The 20924-nt window shown below is 69.8% G+C and carries 18 protein-coding genes; 1 reads left to right on the forward strand and 17 read right to left on the reverse strand.

Features of this window, described 5'->3' with window-relative positions; all coding sequences use genetic code 11:
* Positions 1-2 precede the first annotated feature (2 nt).
* From rpsC to rplJ, 16 genes are all read right to left on the reverse strand, one after another.
* Positions 3-830 (reverse strand): 30S ribosomal protein S3, encoded by an 828-nt coding sequence (gene rpsC, locus ICW40_RS00170; protein ID WP_221651774.1) that lies wholly within the window; start codon positions 828-830, stop codon positions 3-5.
* Complete coding sequence (rplV, locus tag ICW40_RS00175) at positions 830-1198, reverse strand: 50S ribosomal protein L22 (protein ID WP_221651775.1); 369 nt, start codon at positions 1196-1198, stop codon at positions 830-832. The genes rpsC and rplV overlap by 1 nt, the downstream gene beginning before the upstream one ends.
* Positions 1199-1265: 67 nt before the next feature.
* Positions 1266-1547: a 30S ribosomal protein S19 gene (gene rpsS / locus ICW40_RS00180; protein WP_221651776.1), complete on the reverse strand. Its 282-nt coding sequence runs from the start codon at positions 1545-1547 to the stop codon at positions 1266-1268.
* 15 nt (positions 1548-1562) lie between these two features.
* Positions 1563-2405, reverse strand: a complete 843-nt coding sequence (gene rplB / locus ICW40_RS00185; RefSeq protein ID WP_221651777.1) for a 50S ribosomal protein L2 — start codon at positions 2403-2405, stop codon at positions 1563-1565.
* 34 nt (positions 2406-2439) lie between these two features.
* Positions 2440-2742 (reverse strand): 50S ribosomal protein L23, encoded by a 303-nt coding sequence (rplW, locus tag ICW40_RS00190; protein ID WP_199422684.1) that lies wholly within the window; start codon positions 2740-2742, stop codon positions 2440-2442.
* Positions 2739-3437, reverse strand: a complete 699-nt coding sequence (gene rplD, locus ICW40_RS00195; RefSeq protein WP_221651778.1) for a 50S ribosomal protein L4 — start codon at positions 3435-3437, stop codon at positions 2739-2741. The genes rplW and rplD overlap by 4 nt, the downstream gene beginning before the upstream one ends.
* 2 nt (positions 3438-3439) lie before the next feature.
* Positions 3440-4102, reverse strand: a complete 663-nt coding sequence (gene rplC, locus ICW40_RS00200; RefSeq protein WP_221651779.1) for a 50S ribosomal protein L3 — start codon at positions 4100-4102, stop codon at positions 3440-3442.
* 11 nt (positions 4103-4113) lie between these two features.
* Positions 4114-4422: a 30S ribosomal protein S10 gene (gene rpsJ, locus ICW40_RS00205; RefSeq protein ID WP_019146773.1), complete on the reverse strand. Its 309-nt coding sequence runs from the start codon at positions 4420-4422 to the stop codon at positions 4114-4116.
* A 415-nt stretch (positions 4423-4837) separates the two neighbouring features.
* Positions 4838-6028: an elongation factor Tu gene (gene tuf / locus ICW40_RS00210; RefSeq protein ID WP_221651780.1), complete on the reverse strand. Its 1191-nt coding sequence runs from the start codon at positions 6026-6028 to the stop codon at positions 4838-4840.
* A 120-nt stretch (positions 6029-6148) separates the two neighbouring features.
* Positions 6149-8251 (reverse strand): elongation factor G, encoded by a 2103-nt coding sequence (gene fusA, locus ICW40_RS00215; RefSeq protein ID WP_308121519.1) that lies wholly within the window; start codon positions 8249-8251, stop codon positions 6149-6151.
* A gap of 108 nt (positions 8252-8359) precedes the next feature.
* Positions 8360-8830, reverse strand: coding sequence for a 30S ribosomal protein S7 (gene rpsG, locus ICW40_RS00220; RefSeq protein ID WP_221651781.1), 471 nt, complete (start codon positions 8828-8830; stop codon positions 8360-8362).
* A gap of 1 nt (position 8831) precedes the next feature.
* Positions 8832-9203: a 30S ribosomal protein S12 gene (gene rpsL / locus ICW40_RS00225; protein ID WP_199422678.1), complete on the reverse strand. Its 372-nt coding sequence runs from the start codon at positions 9201-9203 to the stop codon at positions 8832-8834.
* 419 nt (positions 9204-9622) lie between these two features.
* Entirely contained in the window at positions 9623-13507 is a 3885-nt protein-coding gene (locus ICW40_RS00230) for a DNA-directed RNA polymerase subunit beta' (protein ID WP_221651782.1), read from the reverse strand.
* 106 nt (positions 13508-13613) lie between these two features.
* A complete protein-coding gene (gene rpoB / locus ICW40_RS00235; RefSeq protein ID WP_221651783.1) occupies positions 13614-17120 on the reverse strand; it encodes a DNA-directed RNA polymerase subunit beta in 3507 nt (1168 codons plus the stop codon).
* 605 nt (positions 17121-17725) lie between these two features.
* Positions 17726-18118: a 50S ribosomal protein L7/L12 gene (rplL, locus tag ICW40_RS00240; RefSeq protein WP_221651784.1), complete on the reverse strand. Its 393-nt coding sequence runs from the start codon at positions 18116-18118 to the stop codon at positions 17726-17728.
* 99 nt (positions 18119-18217) lie between these two features.
* Positions 18218-18748 carry a 50S ribosomal protein L10 gene (gene rplJ / locus ICW40_RS00245; RefSeq protein WP_221651785.1) on the reverse strand — a complete coding sequence of 177 codons (531 nt, stop codon included), beginning with the start codon at positions 18746-18748 and terminating at the stop codon, positions 18218-18220.
* A 376-nt stretch (positions 18749-19124) separates the two neighbouring features.
* Here rplJ and ICW40_RS00250 point away from each other — a divergent pair, with 376 nt between their 5' ends.
* Positions 19125-19949 carry a S8/S53 family peptidase gene (locus ICW40_RS00250; RefSeq protein WP_221651786.1) on the forward strand — a complete coding sequence of 275 codons (825 nt, stop codon included), beginning with the start codon at positions 19125-19127 and terminating at the stop codon, positions 19947-19949.
* On the opposite strand, the gene ICW40_RS00255 is transcribed toward ICW40_RS00250, so the two are convergent.
* A partial coding sequence (locus ICW40_RS00255) for a CHAT domain-containing protein (protein ID WP_221651787.1) occupies positions 19833-20924 on the reverse strand: 1092 nt, incomplete at its 5' end. The two genes, ICW40_RS00250 and ICW40_RS00255, sit on opposite strands and share 117 nt — an antisense overlap.

Genomic DNA, 20924 nt, shown 5'->3' on the forward strand with positions numbered 1-20924 from the left:
GCTCAGGCCTCCGTTCCGGTCGAAGCCTCGCCGGCGGGAGCCGCCTCGGCGGCCGGCTGGGCCGGTGCCTCGGTCGCGCCCTCGGCACGGTCACGGCGCGGTCCACGAGCCGGACGGTCGCCACGGTCGCCGCGCGGACCACCGCGGGGCGCGCGCGGGCCGGCCGTGGCCTGCTCGCGGGCGAACTCCTTCTCGGTCATGTCGCCCTTGTAGATCCAGACCTTCACGCCGATCTGGCCGAACGTCGTCTTCGCCTCGAACAGGCCGAAGTCGATGTTCGCGCGGAGCGTGTGCAGCGGCACCCGGCCCTCGCGGTAGAACTCCGAGCGGCTCATCTCGGCGCCGCCGAGGCGACCCGAGCACTGCACCCGGATGCCCTTGGCACCGGCACGCTGGGCGGACTGCATGCCCTTGCGCATGGCGCGGCGGAACGAGACACGGCTCGCGAGCTGCTCGGCGATGCCCTGCGCGACCAGCTGCGCCTCGATCTCGGCGTTCTTGACCTCGAGGATGTTGAGCTGGACCTGCTTGCCCGTGAGCTTCTCGAGCTCGCCGCGGATCCGGTCCGCCTCGGCGCCGCGGCGGCCGATGACGATGCCGGGGCGGGCCGTGTGGATGTCCACGCGGACGCGGTCGCGGGTGCGCTCGATCTCGACCTTCGCGATGCCGGCGCGCTCGAGGCCCGTCGACATCAGCTTGCGGATCTGCACGTCCTCGCGGACGTAGTCGCGGTAGCGCTGCCCGGGCTTGGTGCTGTCGGCGAACCAGCGCGACCGGTGGTCGGTGGTGATGCCGAGGCGGTACCCGTGCGGGTTGACCTTCTGTCCCACTATCGGGTCCTCTCCTTCTTCTCGACCGGCGCGACGACCACGGTGATGTGGCTCGTGCGCTTGAGGATCTGGCTCGCGCGGCCCTGGGCCCGCGGACGGAAACGCTTGAGGGTCGGGCCCTCGTCGACGTACGCCGCGGAGACCACGAGCGCCGAGGCGTCGAACGCCACGTTCGCGCGGTCCGCCTTGACGCGGGCGTTCGCGATCGCGCTCTCGACGACCTTGCGGACCGTCTCCCCCGCGGCCTGCGGCGCGAACATCAGCGTCGCGACGGCCTCGTCGGCCTGCTTGCCACGGATGAGGTCCACGACGCGCCGGGCCTTCTGGGGCGTGACACGGACGAACCGTGCCTGCGCCTTGGCTTCCATTGCTGTCCTGCCTTCTTGTGTCGTCATGGGAAGACTTCCCGCTCGGATGTCGTCGGTGACCGCGAGGTCAGCGACGACGACCCTTGCGGTCGTCCTTCTCGTGGCCGCGGAACGTCCGCGTCGGGGCGAACTCGCCGAGCTTGTGGCCGACCATCGACTCGGTCACGAAGACCGGGACGTGCTTGCGGCCGTCGTGCACGGCGAACGTGTGGCCCAGGAAGTCGGGCGTGATCATCGACCGGCGGGACCAGGTCTTGATGACGGTCTTGGCGCCCTTCTCGTTGTGGGCGTCCACCTTCTTCTGAAGGTGGTCGTCCACGAAGGGGCCCTTCTTCAGGCTGCGTGGCATCTGTCAGGCTCCTTCTCAGCGCTTCTTGTTCTTGCCGGAACGACGGCGACGGACGATGAGCTTGTCGCTCGGCTTGTTCGGGCGACGGGTACGGCCCTCGGGCTGACCCCACGGGCTCACGGGGTGACGACCACCGGACGTCTTGCCCTCACCACCACCGTGCGGGTGGTCGATCGGGTTCATCGCGACACCACGGACCGAGGGGCGCTTGCCCTTCCAGCGCATGCGGCCGGCCTTGCCCCAGTTGATGTTCGACTGCTCGGCGTTGCCGACCTCGCCGACCGTCGCGCGGCAGCGCAGGTCGACGTTGCGGATCTCGCCCGACGGCAGACGGAGCTGCGCGTACGGACCGTCCTTGGCCACCAGCTGCACCGAGGCGCCCGCGGAGCGGGCCATCTTGGCGCCGCCACCCGGCTTGAGCTCGATGGCGTGGATGACCGTACCGGTCGGGATGTTGCGCAGCGGCAGGTTGTTGCCGGGCTTGATGTCGGCGCCGGCACCGTTCTCGACGACGTCACCCTGCGACAGCTTGTTCGGCGCGATGATGTAGCGCTTCTCGCCGTCCGCGTAGTGCAGGAGCGCGATGCGCGCCGTGCGGTTGGGGTCGTACTCGATGTGCGCGACCTTGGCCGGCACGCCGTCCTTGTCGTGGCGACGGAAGTCGATCACGCGGTAGGCGCGCTTGTGGCCGCCACCCTGGTGGCGCATCGTCACGCGACCGGTGCTGTTACGGCCACCGGTCTTGTGCAGCGGCCGGACCAGCGACTTCTCGGGCTCGGAGCGCGTGATCTCGACGAAGTCGGCCACGCTCGAGCCACGACGGCCGGGCGTCGTCGGCTTGTACTTGCGGATTCCCATGGAGGTCAGTCCCTTGTGTCTCGTCGGTCCGGCGTCAGCCGACCGGTCCGCCGAAGATGTCGATGGTGCCCGAGCGCAGCGTGACGATCGCGCGCTTGGTGTCCTTGCGCTTGCCCAGGCCGAACTTCGTCCGCCGCGACTTGCCCTTGCGGTTGATCGTGTTCACCGAGGCGACCTCGACGTCGAACACCTGCTCGACGGCGATCTTGATCTCCGTCTTGTTGGCGCGCGGGTCGACGACGAAGGTGTACTTGCCCTCGTCGAGGAGGCCGTAGCTCTTCTCGGAGACGACCGGCGAGATCAGGATGTCGCGCGGGTCCTTGTTCAGGGTGGTCACTTCGTCTCCTCAGCGTCCTGCTCGGCCTCGGTCGACGTCGCGACGGCCTTCGCCGCCTTGCCCGTGGGACGCGTGAGGAAGGCCTCGAGCGCACCGCGGGTGAAGACGACGTCGTCGGAGACGAGCACGTCGTACGTGTTGAGCTGGTCGGCCAGGAGCAGGTGGACCTGCTCCGCGTTGCGCAGCGACTTCCAGCTGGCGTCGTCGCCCCGCTCGAGCACCACGAGGACGTGGCGACGCTGCGAGATCGACGCGAGCGTCGCGATCGCCGTGCGGGTCGACGGCACGGAGCCCTCGAGCGCGAAGCTCTCGACGACGTGCACGCGGCCGGCGCGGGCCCGGTCGGACAGGGCACCGCGCAGGGCGGCCGCCTTCATCTTCTTGGGGGTCCGCTGGCTGTAGTCGCGCGGCTTGGGGCCGTGCACGATGCCACCACCGGCGAACTGGGGTGCACGGGTCGAGCCCTGACGGGCGCGGCCGGTCCCCTTCTGCTTGTAGGGCTTGCGGCCTCCACCGGAGACCTCGCCGCGGCGCAGCGTGGAGTGCGTGCCCTGGCGGGCGGCGGCCAGCTGGGCCACCACGACCTGGTGGATCAGCGGCACGTTCGTCTGGACGTCGAACACCTCGGCAGGAAGCTCGGCGGTGCCGGCCTTCTTGCCCGTGGCGTCCAGCACGTCAACGGTCAGCGCGGACATCGTCACGCCCCCTTCGCGGCACTACGCACGAGGACGACGCCGCCCTTGGGGCCGGGGACGGCACCCTTGACGAGCAGGAGACCCCGCTCTGCGTCGACCGCGTGAACGGTCAGGTTCTGGGTGGTCTGGCGGACGTGACCCATGCGACCGGCCATGCGCAGACCCTTGAACACGCGCGACGGCGTCGAGGCGCCACCGATCGAGCCCGGCTTGCGGTGGTTGCGGTGCGCACCGTGGGAGGCGCCGACGCCGGAGAAGCCGTGACGCTTCATCACACCGGCCGTGCCCTTGCCCTTGGTCGTGCCGACGACGTCGACCGCCTGGCCGGCCGTGAAGGCGGCCGCGGTGATCTCCTGGCCGAGCGCGAACTCGCCGGCGTCGGACGTCCGGATCTCGGCGACGTGACGACGGGGCGTCACGCCGGCCTTCTCGAAGTGGCCCTTGAGGGGCTGGGTGACCTTGCGCGGGTCGATCGGCCCGTAGGCCAGCTGGACGGCCGCGTAGCCGTCCGTGTCGACGTCGCGGACCTGGGTCACCACGTTGGTGCCGACCTGCACGACGGTGACGGGCACGAGGCGCCCGGCCTCGTCCCACACCTGGGTCATGCCGAGCTTGGTGCCCAGCACGGCCGTGACCGGCTTCGCGTTCTGGGGAAGGGTGGTCATCGTGATCTCCCTCAGAGCTTGATCTCGATGTTCACGTCCGCAGGCAGGTCGAGACGCATGAGCGAGTCGACGGCCTTCGGCGTGGGATCGATGATGTCGATGAGGCGCTTGTGGGTGCGCATCTCGAAGTGCTCGCGGCTGTCCTTGTACTTGTGAGGCGACCGAATCACCACGAACACGTTCTTCTCAGTCGGCAGCGGCACCGGACCCACGACCGTCGCACCAGCGCGTGTCACCGTGTCGACGATCTTGCGCGCCGAGCTGTCGATGACCTCGTGGTCGTAGGACTTGAGCCGGATGCGGATCTTCTGTCCCGCCATGGCGTCGTCTGACTCTCTCTCTCGAACCGCTAGCTGTCCGACCCCCGCACTCGGGCGTGTCGCTTCTCGCGACACACCTTCGCGCTGCGCACCGTGAGGAGCGAGGTCGTTGGATGCTGTGTGGAGCCAGTCCCACCCGCGGCTGCGGGCGAGGCACCTGGTCCTCAACGTCTGTCGTACGTGGCTGCCGGCCCCTCGCCTGACCACCGCGCCTCGGAGAGCCGGTCCGGAGGACCACTCCCAGCAAGGCGCAGCGCACGGCGGCGCCGGGCAACCTGAACAGTGTGCCACCCCGAGGCCCCGATCACCAACTCGGGTGCGGGTCACGCGGGTCACACCCCGCGCGTCGCGCGGGTGGAGGCACACCAACGGACATGGCGAGGGCCCGGGCGCACGGCCCGGGCCCTCGCTCACATCACTTGAGGATCTTCGTCACACGGCCCGAGCCGACGGTCCGGCCACCCTCACGGATGGCGAAGCCGAGGCCCTCCTCCATGGCGATCGGCTGGATCAGCTCGACCGTCATCTCGGTGTTGTCGCCGGGCATGACCATCTCGGTGCCCTCGGGCAGCGTGATGACGCCGGTGACGTCCGTGGTGCGGAAGTAGAACTGCGGACGGTAGTTCGAGTAGAAGGGGTTGTGACGCCCGCCCTCGTCCTTGGCCAGGATGTAGACCTGGGCCTCGAAGTTGGTGTGGGGCGTGATCGAACCCGGCTTCACGACGACCTGGCCGCGCTCGACGTCCTCACGCTTGATGCCACGGAGCAGGAGGCCGCAGTTCTCGCCGGCCCACGCCTCGTCCATCTGCTTGTGGAACATCTCGATACCGGTGACCGTGGTCTTCTGCGCCGGGCGGATGCCGACGATCTCGACCTCGGAGTTGATCGCGAGCTTGCCGCGGTCGACCTTGCCGGTCACGACGGTGCCACGGCCCGTGATGGTGAAGACGTCCTCGATCGGCATGAGGAACGGCTTGTCCATGTCACGCACCGGCTCCGGCACGGACTCGTCGACCGCGTCCAGCAGGTCCTCGACGGCCTTGACCCACTGCGGGTCGCCCTCGAGCGCCTTGAGGCCGGAGACGCGCACGACGGGCGCGTCGTCGCCGTCGAAGCCCTGGGCCGAGAGCAGCTCCCGGACCTCCATCTCGACGAGCTCGAGGATCTCCTCGTCGTCGACCATGTCGGACTTGTTGAGCGCGACGAGCAGGTAGGGCACGCCGACCTGACGGGCGAGCAGGACGTGCTCACGCGTCTGGGCCATCGGGCCGTCCGTCGCGGCGACCACGAGGATGGCGCCGTCCATCTGCGCGGCACCCGTGATCATGTTCTTGATGTAGTCGGCGTGACCGGGCGCGTCGACGTGAGCGTAGTGACGCTTCTCCGTCTGGTACTCGACGTGCGCGATGTTGATCGTGATACCGCGCTGCTTCTCCTCCGGCGCCTTGTCGATCTCGTCGAACGGCGTGAAGGGGTTCAGGTCGGGGTACTTGTCGTGCAGCACCTTCGAGATGGCAGCGGTCAGCGTCGTCTTGCCGTGGTCGACGTGACCGATGGTCCCGATGTTGACGTGCGGCTTGGTCCGCTCGAACTTGGCCTTCGCCACTGGGGTCCTCCTCGGACTGGGGTAGTTGTGCCGAACGATGCAGGTGCCGGCTGACTCCTGCGGGGCGTGCGGGTCGCTACAGGTTGTGTGTGGAACTGGACTTGCTGACGACCTGTGGGACTACTCGCCCCGGGTCTTCTTGATGATCTCCTCGGCAACATTACGAGGAACCTCGGCGTAGCTGTCGAACTGCATCGAGTACACCGCGCGGCCCTGCGTCTTGGAGCGCAGGTCGCCGACGTAGCCGAACATCTCCGACAGCGGGACGAGCGCGCGGACCACCTTGACGCCGGTGGCGTCCTCCATGGACTGGATCATGCCGCGGCGAGAGTTGATGTCGCCGATGACCTCACCCATGTAGTCCTCGGGGGTGCGCACCTCGACGGCCATGACCGGCTCGAGGAGCACGGGGTCCGCCTTGCGGACCGCCTCCTTGAGGATCATCGAGCCGGCGATCTTGAACGCCATCTCGGACGAGTCGACGTCGTGCGCCGCACCGTCGAGCAGCGTCGCCTTGATGCCGACGAGCGGGTAGCCGGCGAGCACGCCGAGCTCCATCGCGCTCTGGATGCCGGCGTCGACGCTCGGGATGTACTCGCGCGGGACGCGACCACCCGTGACGGCGTTGACGAACGTGTAGAGCTCGCCCTCCTCCGACTCGAGCGGCTCGAACGTCATCTGGACCTTGGCGTACTGGCCCGACCCACCGGTCTGCTTCTTGTGCGTGTAGTCGATCTTCTCGACCTTGCGGCGGATCGTCTCGCGGTAGGCGACCTGCGGCTTGCCGACGTTGGCCTCGACCTTGAACTCGCGCCGCATGCGGTCGACGAGGATGTCGAGGTGGAGCTCGCCCATGCCGCCGATGACGGTCTGGCCGGTCTCCTCGTCGAGCTTGACGCGGAAGGTCGGGTCCTCCTCGGCGAGCTTCTGGATGGCGACCGACAGCTTCTCCTGGTCGCCCTTCGTCTTCGGCTCGATGGCCACGTCGATGACGGGCTCCGGGAAGGTCATGGACTCGAGCACGACCGGGTTGGCCGGGTCGCACAGGGTGTCACCCGTGGTGACGTCCTTGAGGCCGATGAACGCGTAGATGTGGCCGGCCGTGGCCTCCTCGACCGGGTTCTCCTTGTTGGAGTGCATCTGGAAGAGCTTCCCGATGCGCTCCTTCTTGCCCTTGGTGGAGTTGATCACCTGGGCACCGGAGGGGACCTTGCCGGAGTACACGCGGACGTACGTCAGCTTGCCGAAGAACGGGTGCGTCGCGACCTTGAACGCGAGGGCCGAGAACGGCTCCGTCGCGTCGGGGTGGCGCTCGACCACGATCTCGGGGTCCTTGGCGTCGTGGCCCTCGATGGCCGGCACGTCGAGCGGCGACGGCAGGTAGGCGATGACCGCGTCGAGCATGGGCTGGACGCCCTTGTTCTTGAACGCGGAGCCGCACAGGACCGGGTAGGCCTGCGACGAGATGGTCAGCGCGCGGATGCCCGCCTTGATCTCGTCGACGCTGATCTCCTCGCCGCCGAGGTACTTCTCGAGGAGCTCCTCGCTCGTCTCGGCGACGGCCTCGATGAGGTCGGCCCGGTACTGCTCGGCCTTCTCGACCATGTCGGCCGGGATCTCCTCGATGGAGTACTCCTCGCCGAGCTTGGTCTCGCCGCGCCACACGAGCGCCTTCTGCTCGATGAGGTCGACGACACCGATGAAGTCGTTCTCCGAGCCGATGGGCAGCTGGATGACGAGCGGCTTGGCCTTGAGGCGGTTCACGATCGTGTCGACCGTGAAGTAGAAGTCCGCGCCGAGCTTGTCCATCTTGTTGACGAAGCAGATGCGCGGGACGTTGTACTTGTCCGCCTGGCGCCAGACCGTCTCCGACTGGGGCTCGACGCCCTCCTTGCCGTCGAACACGGCGACCGCACCGTCGAGGACGCGGAGCGAGCGCTCCACCTCGACCGTGAAGTCGACGTGCCCGGGCGTGTCGATGATGTTGATCTGGTTGTTCTTCCAGTAGCAGGTCGTCGCGGCCGACGTGATCGTGATGCCGCGCTCCTGCTCCTGCTCCATCCAGTCCATCGTCGAGGCGCCGTCGTGCGTCTCACCGATCTTGTAGTTGACCCCCGTGTAGAACAGGATCCGCTCGGTGGTCGTCGTCTTGCCGGCGTCGATGTGCGCCATGATGCCGATGTTGCGGACCTTGTTGAGGTCGGTCAGCACGTCAAGTGCCACGGTGTGGAGCCCTTCTTGGAGCAGTCGGTGGTGGCCGGGTGGGCCGAGGTGTGGTGCGGGCCTGGATGGCCGTTCCCGGCCGAGCGGCGGTCTCCCGCCGGCTTGCGACTACCAGCGGTAGTGCGCGAACGCCTTGTTCGACTCGGCCATCTTGTGCATGTCCTCGCGGCGCTTCACCGCGGCACCGAGGCCGTTCGACGCGTCGAGGATCTCGTTCATGAGGCGCTCGGTCATGGTCTTCTCGCGACGCGCACGGGCGTAGTCCACGAGCCAGCGCAGCGCGAGGGTCGTCGCGCGGACCGGACGGACCTCGACGGGCACCTGGTACGTGGCGCCACCGACGCGGCGGGACTTGACCTCGAGCGACGGACGCACGTTGTCGAGCGCACGCTTGAGGACGACGACGGGGTCGCCGCCGGTCTTCTCGCGGGCACCCTCGAGCGCGCCGTAGACGATCGACTCGGCGACGGACTTCTTGCCGTCGAGGAGGACCTTGTTCACGAGCTGGGTGACGACGGGCGACCCGTAGACCGGGTCGACGATGAGCGGCCGCTTCGGGGCCGGACCCTTGCGAGGCATCTCAGTTCCCCTTCTTGGCGCCGTAGCGGCTGCGCGCCTGCTTGCGGTTCTTGACACCCTGGGTGTCGAGCGCACCGCGCACGATCTTGTAGCGGACACCCGGGAGGTCCTTCACACGACCGCCGCGCACGAGCACGATCGAGTGCTCCTGGAGGTTGTGGCCGACGCCGGGGATGTAGGCGGTGACCTCGATCTGGCTCGAGAGCTTCACGCGTGCGACCTTGCGCAGCGCGGAGTTCGGCTTCTTCGGGGTCGTGGTGTAGACGCGGGTGCACACACCGCGCCGCTGCGGGCTGCCCTTGAGGGCCGGCGTCTTGGACGACGTCGTCTTGGACGTCCGTCCCTTGCGCACGAGCTGCTGGATCGTGGGCACTACGTCTCCGTCTTCTCGGTCTGGCTCTGGTCGACCGGCACCTGTCTGAACGCTGCCGGCCATGAGGACCGGCTGGTGCCGGGCCTGGGGTCTTTCGTCCTGCGCCGCCGACTGCCGACCCACGCATCCGGGCGTGTCGACCCTCTGGACGCGGCACCGACCGCCAGCATGATCTGGACGGTGGACCGCGCGGAGGTGGCGACCACCCGGCATCCCGGACGGCCGGCCCCGGTCTCCCGGGCGGGCGCACACGCGATGCACACGCGAAGGCCCGACGGCGCAGGCACAGGGACTTACGTTACCTGCTGCTCCGCGAGAGCGTCAAAGTGATGTAGGTCGCTCCCACCGGCGCGCGGCAGGGGTGGAAGAGCGACGGAGGGGGCCCACCGTGGTGGACCCCCTCCGTCAGCGAGGTGACGTCAGCGCAGGTCGCCGAAGTCGATGTCCTCGAGCGGGATCGCCTCGCCGGAGCCCATGCCGAGCGGCGGAAAGTCGATCTCGTCGTAGCCGAAGCTCGGGTACAGCTCGGCCTTGGCCTCCTCGGTCGGCTCGACCGCGACGTTCCGGTACCGGGGAAGACCAGTACCCGCCGGGATGAGCTTTCCGATGATGACGTTCTCCTTGAGGCCGAGCAGCGGGTCGGACCGACCGCTCATCGACGCCTCGGTGAGCACGCGCGTCGTCTCCTGGAAGGAGGCCGCCGACAGCCACGAGTCCGTCGCGAGCGACGCCTTCGTGATGCCCATGAGCTCCGGACGGCCGGAGGCCGGCTGGCGACCCTCGGCGACTGCCCGACGGTTGGCGTCCTCGAACCGGCCGCGCTCGGCGAGCTCGCCCGGCAGGAGGTCCGTGTCACCCGAGTCGAGCACCGTCACGCGCCGCAGCATCTGCCGAACGATGACCTCGATGTGCTTGTCGTGGATGTCCACACCCTGCGAGCGGTAGACCTCCTGGACCTCGTCCACGAGGTGCTTCTGCGTGGCGCGCGGGCCGAGGATGCGCAGGACCTTCTTGGGGTCCACCGCACCCTGGGCGAGCTGCGTGCCGACCTCGACGTGGTCGCCGTCCTGCACGAGCAGGCGCGAACGCTTCGTGATCGGGTACGCGATCTCCTCGGAGCCGTCGTCGGGCGTGAGGACGATGCGCCGCACGCGGTCCGACTCGTCGATGGCGACCCGGCCCGAGAACTCCGCGATCTGCGCCTCACCCTTGGGGGTGCGGGCCTCGAAGAGCTCCTGGACACGCGGCAGACCCTGCGTGATGTCCTCGGCCGACGCCACACCACCGGTGTGGAAGGTACGCATCGTGAGCTGCGTGCCCGGCTCGCCGATCGACTGGGCGGCGATGATGCCGACCGCCTCGCCGATGTCCACGAGCTTGCCGGTGGCCAGCGAGCGGCCGTAGCACTTGGCGCACGTGCCGACACGCGACTCGCACGTGAGGACGGAGCGGACCTTGACCTCGGTCACGCCGGCCGCGAGCGCGGCGGCGATGACGAGGTCACCCGCGTCGTCGCCCGCACGGGCCACGACGGTGCCGTCCGGCGCGACGACGTCCGTCGCCACGGTCCGGGCGTAGATGCTCGTCTCGACCTTGTCGTGGCGGCGCAGCGAGCCGTCGGGCAGGGCCTCGGCGACGGGCAGGGTCAGACCCCGCTCGGTGCCGCAGTCCTCCTCGCGGACGATGACGTCCTGCGAGACGTCGACGAGACGACGCGTGAGGTACCCCGAGTCGGCGGTCCGCAGAGCGGTGTCCGCCAGGCCCTTGCGGGCGCCGTGGGTCGCGATGAAGTACTCGACGACCGTGAGGCCCTCGCGGTAGTTGGACTTGATCGGGCGCGGGATGATCTCGCCCTTCGGGTTCGCCACGAGGCCGCGCATGCCGGCGATCTGACGGACCTGCATCCAGTTGCCTCGAGCCCCCGAGCCCACCATGCGGTTGACCGTGTTGCGCGCCGGGAAGTTCTTCTGCATCGCCTTGGCGACCTCGTCGGTCGCCTGCGTCCAGATCTCGATGAGCTCCTGACGGCGCTCGTCGTCCGTGATCAGACCGCGGTCGTACTGACCCTGGATCTTCTCCGCACGCGCCTCGTGCTCCTCGAGGATTGCGGCCTTCTCGCTCGGCGTCGCCACGTCGGAGATGGCGATCGTGACGCCGGACCGGGTGGCCCAGTGGAAGCCGGCCTCCTTGAGCGCGTCCAGGCTCGCCGCGACCTCGACCTTGGGGTACCGCTCGGCCAGGTCGTTGACGATCGCCGAGAGCTTCTTCTTGTCGACGACGCCGTTGACGTACGGGTAGTCGACGGGCAGCAGCTCGTTGAACAGCGCGCGACCGAGCGTCGTCCGCACGAGCGCCACGTCACCCGGCTGCCAGTCCTCGGGCAGGCCGTGGTCGCCGTCACCGGGGACCAGGTCGGCCATCCGGATGGTGACGACCGCGTTGATGTCCAGCGAGTGCTGGTCGAAGGCCATGATCGCCTCGGCCACGGAGCTGAACATGCGGCCGGCGCCGACGGCGTCCTCGTCGTCCTTGTGGGCCGTCAGGTGGAACAGACCGATGATCATGTCCTGCGAGGGCATGGTCACCGGACGGCCGTCCGACGGCTTGAGGATGTTGTTGCTCGAGAGCATGAGGATGCGGGCCTCGGCCTGCGCCTCCGTGCTCAGGGGCAGGTGCACGGCCATCTGGTCACCGTCGAAGTCGGCGTTGAACGCGCCGCAGACGAGCGGGTGCAGGTGGATGGCCTTGCCCTCGACGAGCTGCGGCTCGAACGCCTGGATGCCGAGGCGGTGCAGCGTGGGTGCGCGGTTCAGCAGCACCGGGTGCTCGGTGATGACCTCCTCGAGCACGTCCCAGACCTGGGGACGGGCGCGCTCGACCATGCGCTTGGCGCTCTTGATGTTCTGCGCGTGGTTGAGGTCGACGAGCCGCTTCATGACGAACGGCTTGAAGAGCTCGAGCGCCATCTGCTTGGGCAGGCCGCACTGGTGCAGCTTGAGCTGCGGGCCGACGACGATGACCGAGCGGCCCGAGTAGTCGACGCGCTTGCCGAGCAGGTTCTGGCGGAACCGGCCCTGCTTGCCCTTGAGCATGTCCGAGATGGACTTGAGGGGCCGGTTGCCCGGGCCCGTCACCGGACGACCGCGGCGGCCGTTGTCGAACAGCGCGTCGACGGCCTCCTGGAGCATCCGCTTCTCGTTGTTGACGATGATCTCGGGCGCACCGAGGTCGAGCAGGCGCTTGAGCCGGTTGTTGCGGTTGATCACGCGGCGGTACAGGTCGTTGAGGTCCGACGTCGCGAACCGGCCACCGTCGAGCTGCACCATCGGGCGCAGGTCCGGGGGGATGACCGGGACGGCGTCGAGCACCATGCCCTGGGGCGTGTTGCTCGTCGTCAGGAACGCGTTGACGACCTTGAGGCGCTTGAGCGCACGCGTCTTCCGCTGACCCTTGCCGTTCTTGATGATGTCGCGCAGCGACGCGGCCTCGGCGTCCAGGTCGAAGTCCTGGAGGCGCTTCTGGATCGCCGCGGCGCCCATGGCGCCCTTGAAGTAGTTGCCGTACCGGTCCGTGAGCTGGCGGTAGAGCATCTCGTCGCCCTCGAGGTCCGCGACCTTGAGGTTCTTGAAGCGGTCCCAGACGGCGTCCAGACGCTCGAGCTCGGCGTCCGAGCGCTTGCGGATCTGGGCCATCTCGCGCTCGGCGGAGTCGCGCACCTTGCGGCGTGCGTCGGCCTTGGCACCCTCGGCCTCGAGCTCGGCCAGGTCGGCCTCGAGCTTGCGCGCACGCTTGTCGATGTCGACGTCGCGGCGGTTGGTGATCTCCTTCTTCTCCAGGTCGATCTCGTTCTGGAGGTTGGGGAGGTCCTCCTGCCGGCCCTCGTCGTCGACCTCGGTGATCATGTACGCGGCGAAGTAGATGACCTTCTCGAGGTCCTTCGGCGCGAGGTCGAGCAGGTAGCCGAGGCGCGACGGGACGCCCTTGAAGAACCAGATGTGCGTCACGGGCGCGGCGAGCTCGATGTGGCCCATGCGCTCACGACGGACCTTGGACCGGGTCACCTCGACGCCGCAGCGCTCGCAGATGATGCCCTTGAAGCGCACGCGCTTGTACTTGCCGCAGTAGCACTCCCAGTCCCGCGTGGGACCGAAGATCTTCTCGCAGAAGAGACCGTCCTTCTCAGGCTTGAGAGTCCGGTAGTTGATGGTCTCGGGCTTCTTGACCTCGCCGTGCGACCAGGTGCGGATGTCCTCCGCGGTCGCCAGGCCGATGCGCAGCTCGTCGAAGACGTTGACGTCGAGCAAGGTGTCCTACTTCCTTCGTCTGTCTGTGTTCACCGTGACTGTGTCGGCCGGTGAGAGCCGGTGGCGTGACCCGCCGGGACTGGGGAGTCCCGGCGGGCCCGCGAGGTCAGATCTCTTCGATGCTCGAGGCGTTGGGGCGGCGGGACAGGTCGATGCCCAGCTCCTCCGCGGCCCGGTAGACCTCGTCGTCGTTCTCCTTCATGTCGATGGAGACGCCGTCCGAGGACAGCACCTCCACGTTCAGGCAGAGCGACTGCATCTCCTTGAGGAGGACCTTGAACGACTCCGGGATGCCCGAGTCGGGGATGTTCTCGCCCTTGACGATGGCCTCGTACACCTTGACGCGTCCGGGGACGTCGTCCGACTTGATGGTGAGGAGCTCCTGCAGCGTGTAGGCGGCGCCGTACGCCTCGAGGGCCCACACCTCCATCTCGCCGAACCGCTGACCGCCGAACTGCGCCTTACCACCGAGCGGCTGCTGGGTGATCATCGAGTACGGGCCGGTCGAGCGCGCGTGGATCTTGTCGTCGACCAGGTGGTGCAGCTTGAGGATGTACATGTAGCCGACCGAGACCGGCTCCGGGAACGGCTCGCCGGAGCGGCCGTCGAAGAGCCGGGCCTTGCCGGTCGAGCTCACCATGCGCTCGCCGTCGCGGTTGGGGTGCGTCACGTCGAGCAGGCCGGTGAGGACCGTCTCGGGGACGCCGTCGAACACGGGCGTCGCGACCGGGTTGCCCGGCACGTTGCGCGCGGCCGCCGACGGCACGTCCTTGACCCACTCCGCCGAGGCGTCCGCGAGCTCGATGTCCCAGCCCTGCTTGGCGACCCACCCGAGGTGGGTCTCGAGCACCTGGCCGACGTTCATGCGGCCGGGCACGCCGAGCGGGTTGAGCACGACGTCGACGGGGGTGCCGTCGGGCAGGAACGGCATGTCCTCGACCGGGAGGATCTTGGAGATGACGCCCTTGTTGCCGTGACGGCCGGCGAGCTTGTCGCCGTCCGTGATCTTGCGGCGGGCCGCGATGTAGACGCGGACCAGCTCGTTCACGCCGGCGGGCAGCTCGTCGCCGTCCTCGCGGTTGAACGTGCGCACCTCGATGACCGTGCCGGACTCGCCGTGGGGCACCTTGAGGGACGTGTCGCGCACCTCGCGGGCCTTCTCGCCGAAGATCGCGCGGAGCAGGCGCTCCTCCGGGGTGAGCTCGGTCTCGCCCTTGGGCGTGACCTTGCCGACCAGGATGTCGCCGGCCGCGACCTCGGCACCGATGCGGATGATCCCGCGCTCGTCGAGGTCCGCGAGGACCTCCTCGGAGACGTTCGGGATGTCCCGCGTGATCTCCTCCGGGCCGAGCTTGGTGTCGCGCGCGTCGACCTCGTGCTCCTCGATGTGGATCGAGGAGAGGACGTCGTCCTGCACGAGGCGCTGCGACAGGATGATCGCGTCCTCGTAGTTGTGGCCCTCCCACGACATGAACGCGACGAGGAGGTTGCGGCCGAGCGCGAGCTCGCCCTCGTCCGTGGCCGGACCGTCGGCCAGCACGGAGCCGACCTCGACCCGCTCGCCCTCGTTGGCCAGCACGCGCTGGTTGTAGGACGTGCCCTGGTTCGACCGGCGGAACTTGGCGATCCGGTAGGTCGACGTCGTGGCGTCGTCGTTCGCGACGACGACCAGGTCGGCGGAGACCTCGGTCACCACACCGGCCTTCGTCGCGACGATGACGTCGCCCGCGTCGACGGCCGCACGCCGCTCCATGCCGGTGCCGACCAGGGGCGCCTCGGAGCGCACCAGCGGCACGGCCTGGCGCTGCATGTTGGCGCCCATGAGCGCGCGGTTGGCGTCGTCGTGCTCGAGGAACGGGATCATCGCCGTCGCGACCGACACCATCTGGCGCGGCGAGACGTCCATGTAGTCCACGGCCTCGCCGGGGACGATCTCGACCTCGCCGCCCTTGCGGCGGATCAGCACGCGGTCCTCGGCGAACTTGCCGTTCTCCTCGAGCGGCGCGTTCGCCTGGGCGATGACGTAGCGGTCCTCGTCGTCGGCGGTGAGGTAGTGCACCTCGTCCGTGACGTGGCCGTTCGTGACCTTGCGGTACGGCGTCTCGACGAAGCCGAACGGGTTGATCCGCCCGTACGTCGCGAGCGAGCCGATGAGGCCGATGTTCGGGCCCTCAGGGGTCTCGATCGGGCACATGCGGCCGTAGTGCGACGGGTGGACGTCACGGACCTCCATGCCGGCACGGTCACGGGACAGACCACCCGGGCCCAGCGCGGACAGACGACGCTTGTGCGTCAGGCCGGCGAGCGGGTTGTTCTGGTCCATGAACTGCGACAGCTGCGACGTGCCGAAGAACTCCTTGATCGACGCCACCACGGGGCGGATGTTGATCAGGGTCTGCGGCGTGATCGCCTCGACGTCCTGCGTCGTCATGCGCTCGCGGACCACGCGCTCCATCCGGGACAGGCCCGTGCGGACCTGGTTCTGGATGAGCTCGCCGACCGCGCGGATGCGGCGGTTGCCGAAGTGGTCGATGTCGTCCGTCTCGACGCGGACGTCGACCGGCTCACCGGCCTTCGTGCCCGGGATGGTGGCGACCTCGGCGTGCAGCGCGGCCATGTACTTCACCGTCGCGACGACGTCGGAGACCGACAGCACCGAGTCCGTGAGGGGCGCGTCGATGCCGAGCTTCTTGTTCACCTTGTAGCGGCCGACCTTGGCGAGGTCGTAGCGCTTGGGGTTGAAGTAGAAGTTCTCGAGGAGCGCGCGGCCGGCCTCGACCGTCGGCGGCTCGCCCGGGCGGATCTTGCGGTAGATGTCGAGGAGGGCCTCCTCCTCGGTGTTCACGTGGTCCTTCTCGAGCGTCTCGAGGACGGCCGGGAACTGCGCGAACTCCTCGCGGATCTGCGACTCGGTCAGGCCGAGGGCCTTGAGCAGCACCGTGACGGACTGCTTGCGCTTGCGGTCGACGCGCACGCCGACGGCGTCGCGCTTGTCGATCTCGAACTCGAGCCAGGCGCCGCGCGACGGGATGATCTTCGCCGTGAAGATGTCCTTGTCGGACGTCTTGTCCGCGGTGCGCTCGAAGTAGACGCCCGGCGAGCGGACGAGCTGCGAGACGACGACGCGCTCGGTGCCGTTGATGATGAAGGTGCCGCGCTCGGTCATGAGCGGGAACTCGCCCATGAAGACCGTCTGGCTCTTGATCTCACCGGTGGTGTAGTTCACGAACTCGGCCGTGACGAACAGCGGCGCGGCGTACGTGAAGTCCTTCTCCTTGCACTCCTCGGCCGTGTACTTCGGCGGCTCGAAGCGGTGGTCCCGGAAGGAGAGCGACATGCTGCCACCGAAGTCCTCGATCGGGGAGATCTCCTCGAAGATCTCCTCCAGACCGGACGTCTCCGGGACGTCCTGCCGGCCGGCCTCGACCGCAGCGGCGACCCGCTCCTGCCACGCGGCGTTGCCGAGGAGCCAGTCGAAGTTCTCGGTCTGCAGGCCCAGGAGGTCAGGGACCTCGAGCGGCTCGTGGATCTTGGCGAAGGAGATGCGGCGGGATGCAGTGCGGTTCGCGATAGCGTCGGCGTTTGGAGCAGAAGGGGTGCGCGAGGCAGCCAAGAGGGGTCCTTCCCTGCGGATCGAGTGCACGCGCGCCGGGTCATGGCCTACCCTCGTCCGACGACGGCGAGCGATCGGGCACCGGGCAGAACTCGGGCACGACGGCGAACCGGGGGCGGGTTGAGGGGTGCAGGCACAAGCCAGCGCAAAGCGCTAGCGTACCCGAGCTGTCGCCGCCTGTCCACTGAGGTCATCGGACGACTTGACCCGGCATCGCCGCCGTGGTCTCATCCGGCCCCCGCGCCCACCGATGACGGGCTCGATCCGGCCTCCACGACGGGCTCGATCCCGCTCCGACCGCCAGCACCTGTCCCCCACCGCGGCGTCCGGATGTTCGCGTCCGAGCTCGTGTGCGTCCGAGCACGTCCTGGACCGGGCCACCTGCACGCGGGCTCGCGTTCGAGCATCCGGACGGCGGCGGCCGGGGCGGCGGGTCCGGCGGCGTAGGGGTTCCGGCCGGGGCGGCGGGTCCGGCGGCGTAGGGGCTCCGGCCGGGGCGGCGGGTCCGGCCGGGGGAAGCGGCGAGGCCCGCACCCCGAAGGGTGCGGGCCTCGCTGTCGAGCGTCGGCGCCGTGGGCGCCGGGTGCTGCAGGGTCAGGCAGACGTCACTTGACGGTGACGGTCGCGCCGGCACCCTCGAGCGCGGCGACGGCCTTGTCGGCCGTCTCCTTGTTGACGCCCTCCAGGACGGCCTTGGGGGCGCCGTCGACGAGGTCCTTGGCCTCCTTGAGGCCCAGGCTCGTGAGGGCGCGCACCTCCTTGATGACCTGGATCTTCTTGTCGCCGGCGGCCTCGAGGACGACGTCGAACTCCGTCTTCTCCTCGACCTCCTCGGCGGCAGCGGCGCCGGCGCCACCGGCGGCCGGGCCGGCCACGGCGACGGGAGCGGCAGCGGTGACCTCGAAGGTCTCCTCGAAGGCCTTCACGAACTCGGAGAGCTCGATGAGCGTGAGCTCCTTGAACGCGTCGAGGAGCTCCTCGGTGGTGAGCTTCGCCATGGTGGCGTTCCTTCCTGGTTGCCCTGCGCCGGCGGTACTGGTGGAGCCGGTGAGCAGGTGGGGTGGTGTGTCGAGGGGCGGACGGTCAGGACCCGGAGGTCAGGCCGCCTGCTCCTCGGTCGCCCGCTTCTCGCGCAGGGCATCGATGGTGCGCACGGCCTTGGCCGTGGGCGCGGTGAACAGGTACGCCGCCCCGAAGAGCGACGCCTTCATGGCGCCGGCCAGCTTGGCCAGCAGGACCTCGCGGGACTCGAGGTCCGCGAGCTTCGTGATGTCCGCAGCGCTCAGGGAGCGTCCGTCGAGGACACCGCCCTTGATGACGAGCTGCGGGTTGGCCTTGGCGAAGTCACGCAGGCCCTTGGCCGCCTCGACCGGGTCACCGGTCACGAAGGCGACGGCCGAGGGGCCGGCGAGCTGGTCGTCGGCGATCTCGACGCCAGCCTGCTTGGCCGCGATGGCGGACAGCGTGTTCTTCACCACGGCGTAGGTTGCGTTGCCGCTGAGCGCGCGACGCAGCTGCTTGAGCTGCGCGACGGTGAGCCCGCGGTACTCGGTCAGCACGACGGCGTTCGAGTCACGGAACTGGTCCGAGAGCTCGGCTACCGCGGCTGCCTTGTCCGGCCTCGCCATGGCAATCCTTCCGGTGGTCGTACCGCCGGTCGTCTGCGCCGAGCCCGGACATGAGAAGAGCCCCGCGCAGGCGCGGGGCTCGAGAGGCTGGTGGTGCCACGCACGAGTCCGTGCGCACGGCGCCGCCGTCCGGTCCTGAGTCCTTCACCTGCGCCGGCCTCCGCTCGATGAGCGGGACTTCGGTCCACCGCCCGCGCCAGCACCTGCGAGCAGATGCGGGTCCGGGCAGCCGACGACCTGCGGTCTTGGGCCCGATCAGCGTACGTGACGTCCGGCGCGTGACCAAATCGCGTGTCACACCGGGGTCCGGTGCGCTCTCCTGAGGGGGTGGAGGGCGCCGCCGGGCGCCCCGGGGGACCACAGGAGCGTCACCGCCATGACCGTACTGCTCACCGACCGGCCGTCCGCGCGCCTGGCGCCGGTCGACCTCGCCCGCTGGCTCGCCGACCGGTGCGCCGACGACCCCGACGCCCCTGGTCCCGGTGTCGCGCGCGTGCCCTTCCCCCACGTCGACCCCGCGCGCACGGGCCGCGGTGCACGGGTCGCCCTGCTCGACGGCGTGGTCGACGTCGAGCACCCGGACCTGCGCGGGGCGCTCCTGAGCGACCTCTCGAGCCGCTCGGCCGGTGCGCCGTCGCCCCTCGCGACCGCGCACGCGTCCCTCCTCGTCGGCCAGGGCGTCCGCGACGTGCGGGGACTCGTGCCGGACGCCCGGCTGCTCGTCGCCCCCGTGCTCACGCCCGGCGGGTTCACGAGCGACGAGCTGCTGGTCCGCGCGGTCCGCCGGGTCGTCGCCGAGGGCGCGGAGGTGCTCGTGCTGCCGTTCGGCCGGCGCCGGCTCGGCCGCCGCGTCGCGATGGTCCTGCGCGGGGTGACCGAGCGCGGCGTCCGCGTGGTCGTCGCGGCGGGCGACCTCGGTCCCGACGTCCTCGCCTTCCCCGCGTCGGTCGCCGGGGTCCTCGCCGTGACCGCGCACGACGGCGACGGGGTCCTCCCCGCGTGCAGCGCTCGGGCGGACCTGTCGGCGCCCGGTCGCGACGTCCCGGCGTCCGGTCCGGCGGGCCGGCTCCTCCTCGAGGGGTCCTCAGCCGCCGCGGTGCTCGCGGCCGGGGCGGTCGTCGCCGGCGTCGGCGTCGGTCTCGGGCACGGCGACGACGAGCGGCGCGAAGCACGTGAGGGGCACCGGCTCGTCGAGCCCTGAGCACGCCGCCGCGAGCGCAGCGTCCGGGCTCGCGCCCCGACGGACGAGGACGTGCAGCGTGGGCATGACCCGGGCGGCGACGTCGTCGCGCAGCGGCGCGAGCGACGCGACGACCGCGCCCGCGCCGAGCCGCAGGAGCACGCTCGCGAGCCCGAGCACCTCGCCGCCGGGTCGCACCGAGGCGCGGCCGACCTCGCACGCCGAGAGCACGACGAACGAGCCGGGCAGCACGGCGCCCTCGAGCTCGTGGGCGAAGAGCGGCCCGTCCGCGAGCCGCACCCAGGAGAACAGCGGGTTGTCCGTCTCGTGGTGGCCGTGGGCGGCGAGGTGCACGACGTCGGCCGTGCGCAGCGCGTCGGCGGCCGCGGACGTCGTCGCCGCCTCGCCGAGAAGGAGCCGCGCGTCGGGCCACGTGGCGGCCACCACCTCGGCCTCGGCCCGCGCGTGGCCGAGCCCCGGACCGGCCAGCACGACGGCGGCCGAGCCCCGCGCACGGACGGGCGCCAGTTGGAGCCGCGGGCTGACGCTCGTCGGCAGCCCCGCACGCGAGGGCACCAGCCCCCACGGCAGCGTCACGAGCGCACCGCCGGCGACGACGTGCAGCGGGCCGGGCGCGCCGAGCGGACGCACGAGGAGCTCGTCGAGCCGTCCGAGACCGCGCGCGAGCGAACGGCGCACGCCGTCGCGCAGCGGGATCGGGAGCACGGGGTTCGCGAGCACCTGGAGGTCGGCACGCAGCCGCCGCGTGAGCTCGTCGACGCTCGCCACGGGCGCGAGGTCCACGAGGCGCAGCCCCGCGGCGTCGGCCACCACGGCGTGCACCCGTCCCTGGTGCGCGACGAGGTCGGCCACCGTGGCGCCGGGTGGCGCGGAGGGCCGGCGCGACGCCACCCCGGAGCCGGTCACGCCCGCCGACGGTGATGCCCGTCGGCCCGGGCGCAGGACGCGCACGAGCTCGCGCGCGGTCACCGGCCG

This window comes from Actinotalea ferrariae (assembly GCF_019733465.1).
Classification (GTDB): domain Bacteria; phylum Actinomycetota; class Actinomycetes; order Actinomycetales; family Cellulomonadaceae; genus Actinotalea; species Actinotalea ferrariae_A.

Excerpts from the sequence above, each read along its gene's own strand:
- rplV (WP_221651775.1), bottom strand. The coding sequence starts at position 1,198 with ATGGAAGCCAAGGCGCAGGCACGGTTCGTCCGTGTCACGCCCCAGAAG.
- rpsS (WP_221651776.1), bottom strand. The coding sequence starts at position 1,547 with ATGCCACGCAGCCTGAAGAAGGGCCCCTTCGTGGACGACCACCTTCAG.
- rplB (WP_221651777.1), bottom strand. The coding sequence starts at position 2,405 with ATGGGAATCCGCAAGTACAAGCCGACGACGCCCGGCCGTCGTGGCTCG.
- rplD (WP_221651778.1), bottom strand. The coding sequence starts at position 3,437 with ATGTCCGCGCTGACCGTTGACGTGCTGGACGCCACGGGCAAGAAGGCC.
- rplC (WP_221651779.1), bottom strand. The coding sequence starts at position 4,102 with ATGACCACCCTTCCCCAGAACGCGAAGCCGGTCACGGCCGTGCTGGGC.
- rpsJ (WP_019146773.1), bottom strand. The coding sequence starts at position 4,422 with ATGGCGGGACAGAAGATCCGCATCCGGCTCAAGTCCTACGACCACGAG.
- rpsG (WP_221651781.1), bottom strand. The coding sequence starts at position 8,830 with ATGCCTCGCAAGGGTCCGGCCCCGAAGCGGCCGCTCATCGTCGACCCG.
- rplL (WP_221651784.1), bottom strand. The coding sequence starts at position 18,118 with ATGGCGAAGCTCACCACCGAGGAGCTCCTCGACGCGTTCAAGGAGCTC.
- rplJ (WP_221651785.1), bottom strand. The coding sequence starts at position 18,748 with ATGGCGAGGCCGGACAAGGCAGCCGCGGTAGCCGAGCTCTCGGACCAG.
- ICW40_RS00250 (WP_221651786.1), top strand. The coding sequence starts at position 19,125 with ATGACCGTACTGCTCACCGACCGGCCGTCCGCGCGCCTGGCGCCGGTC.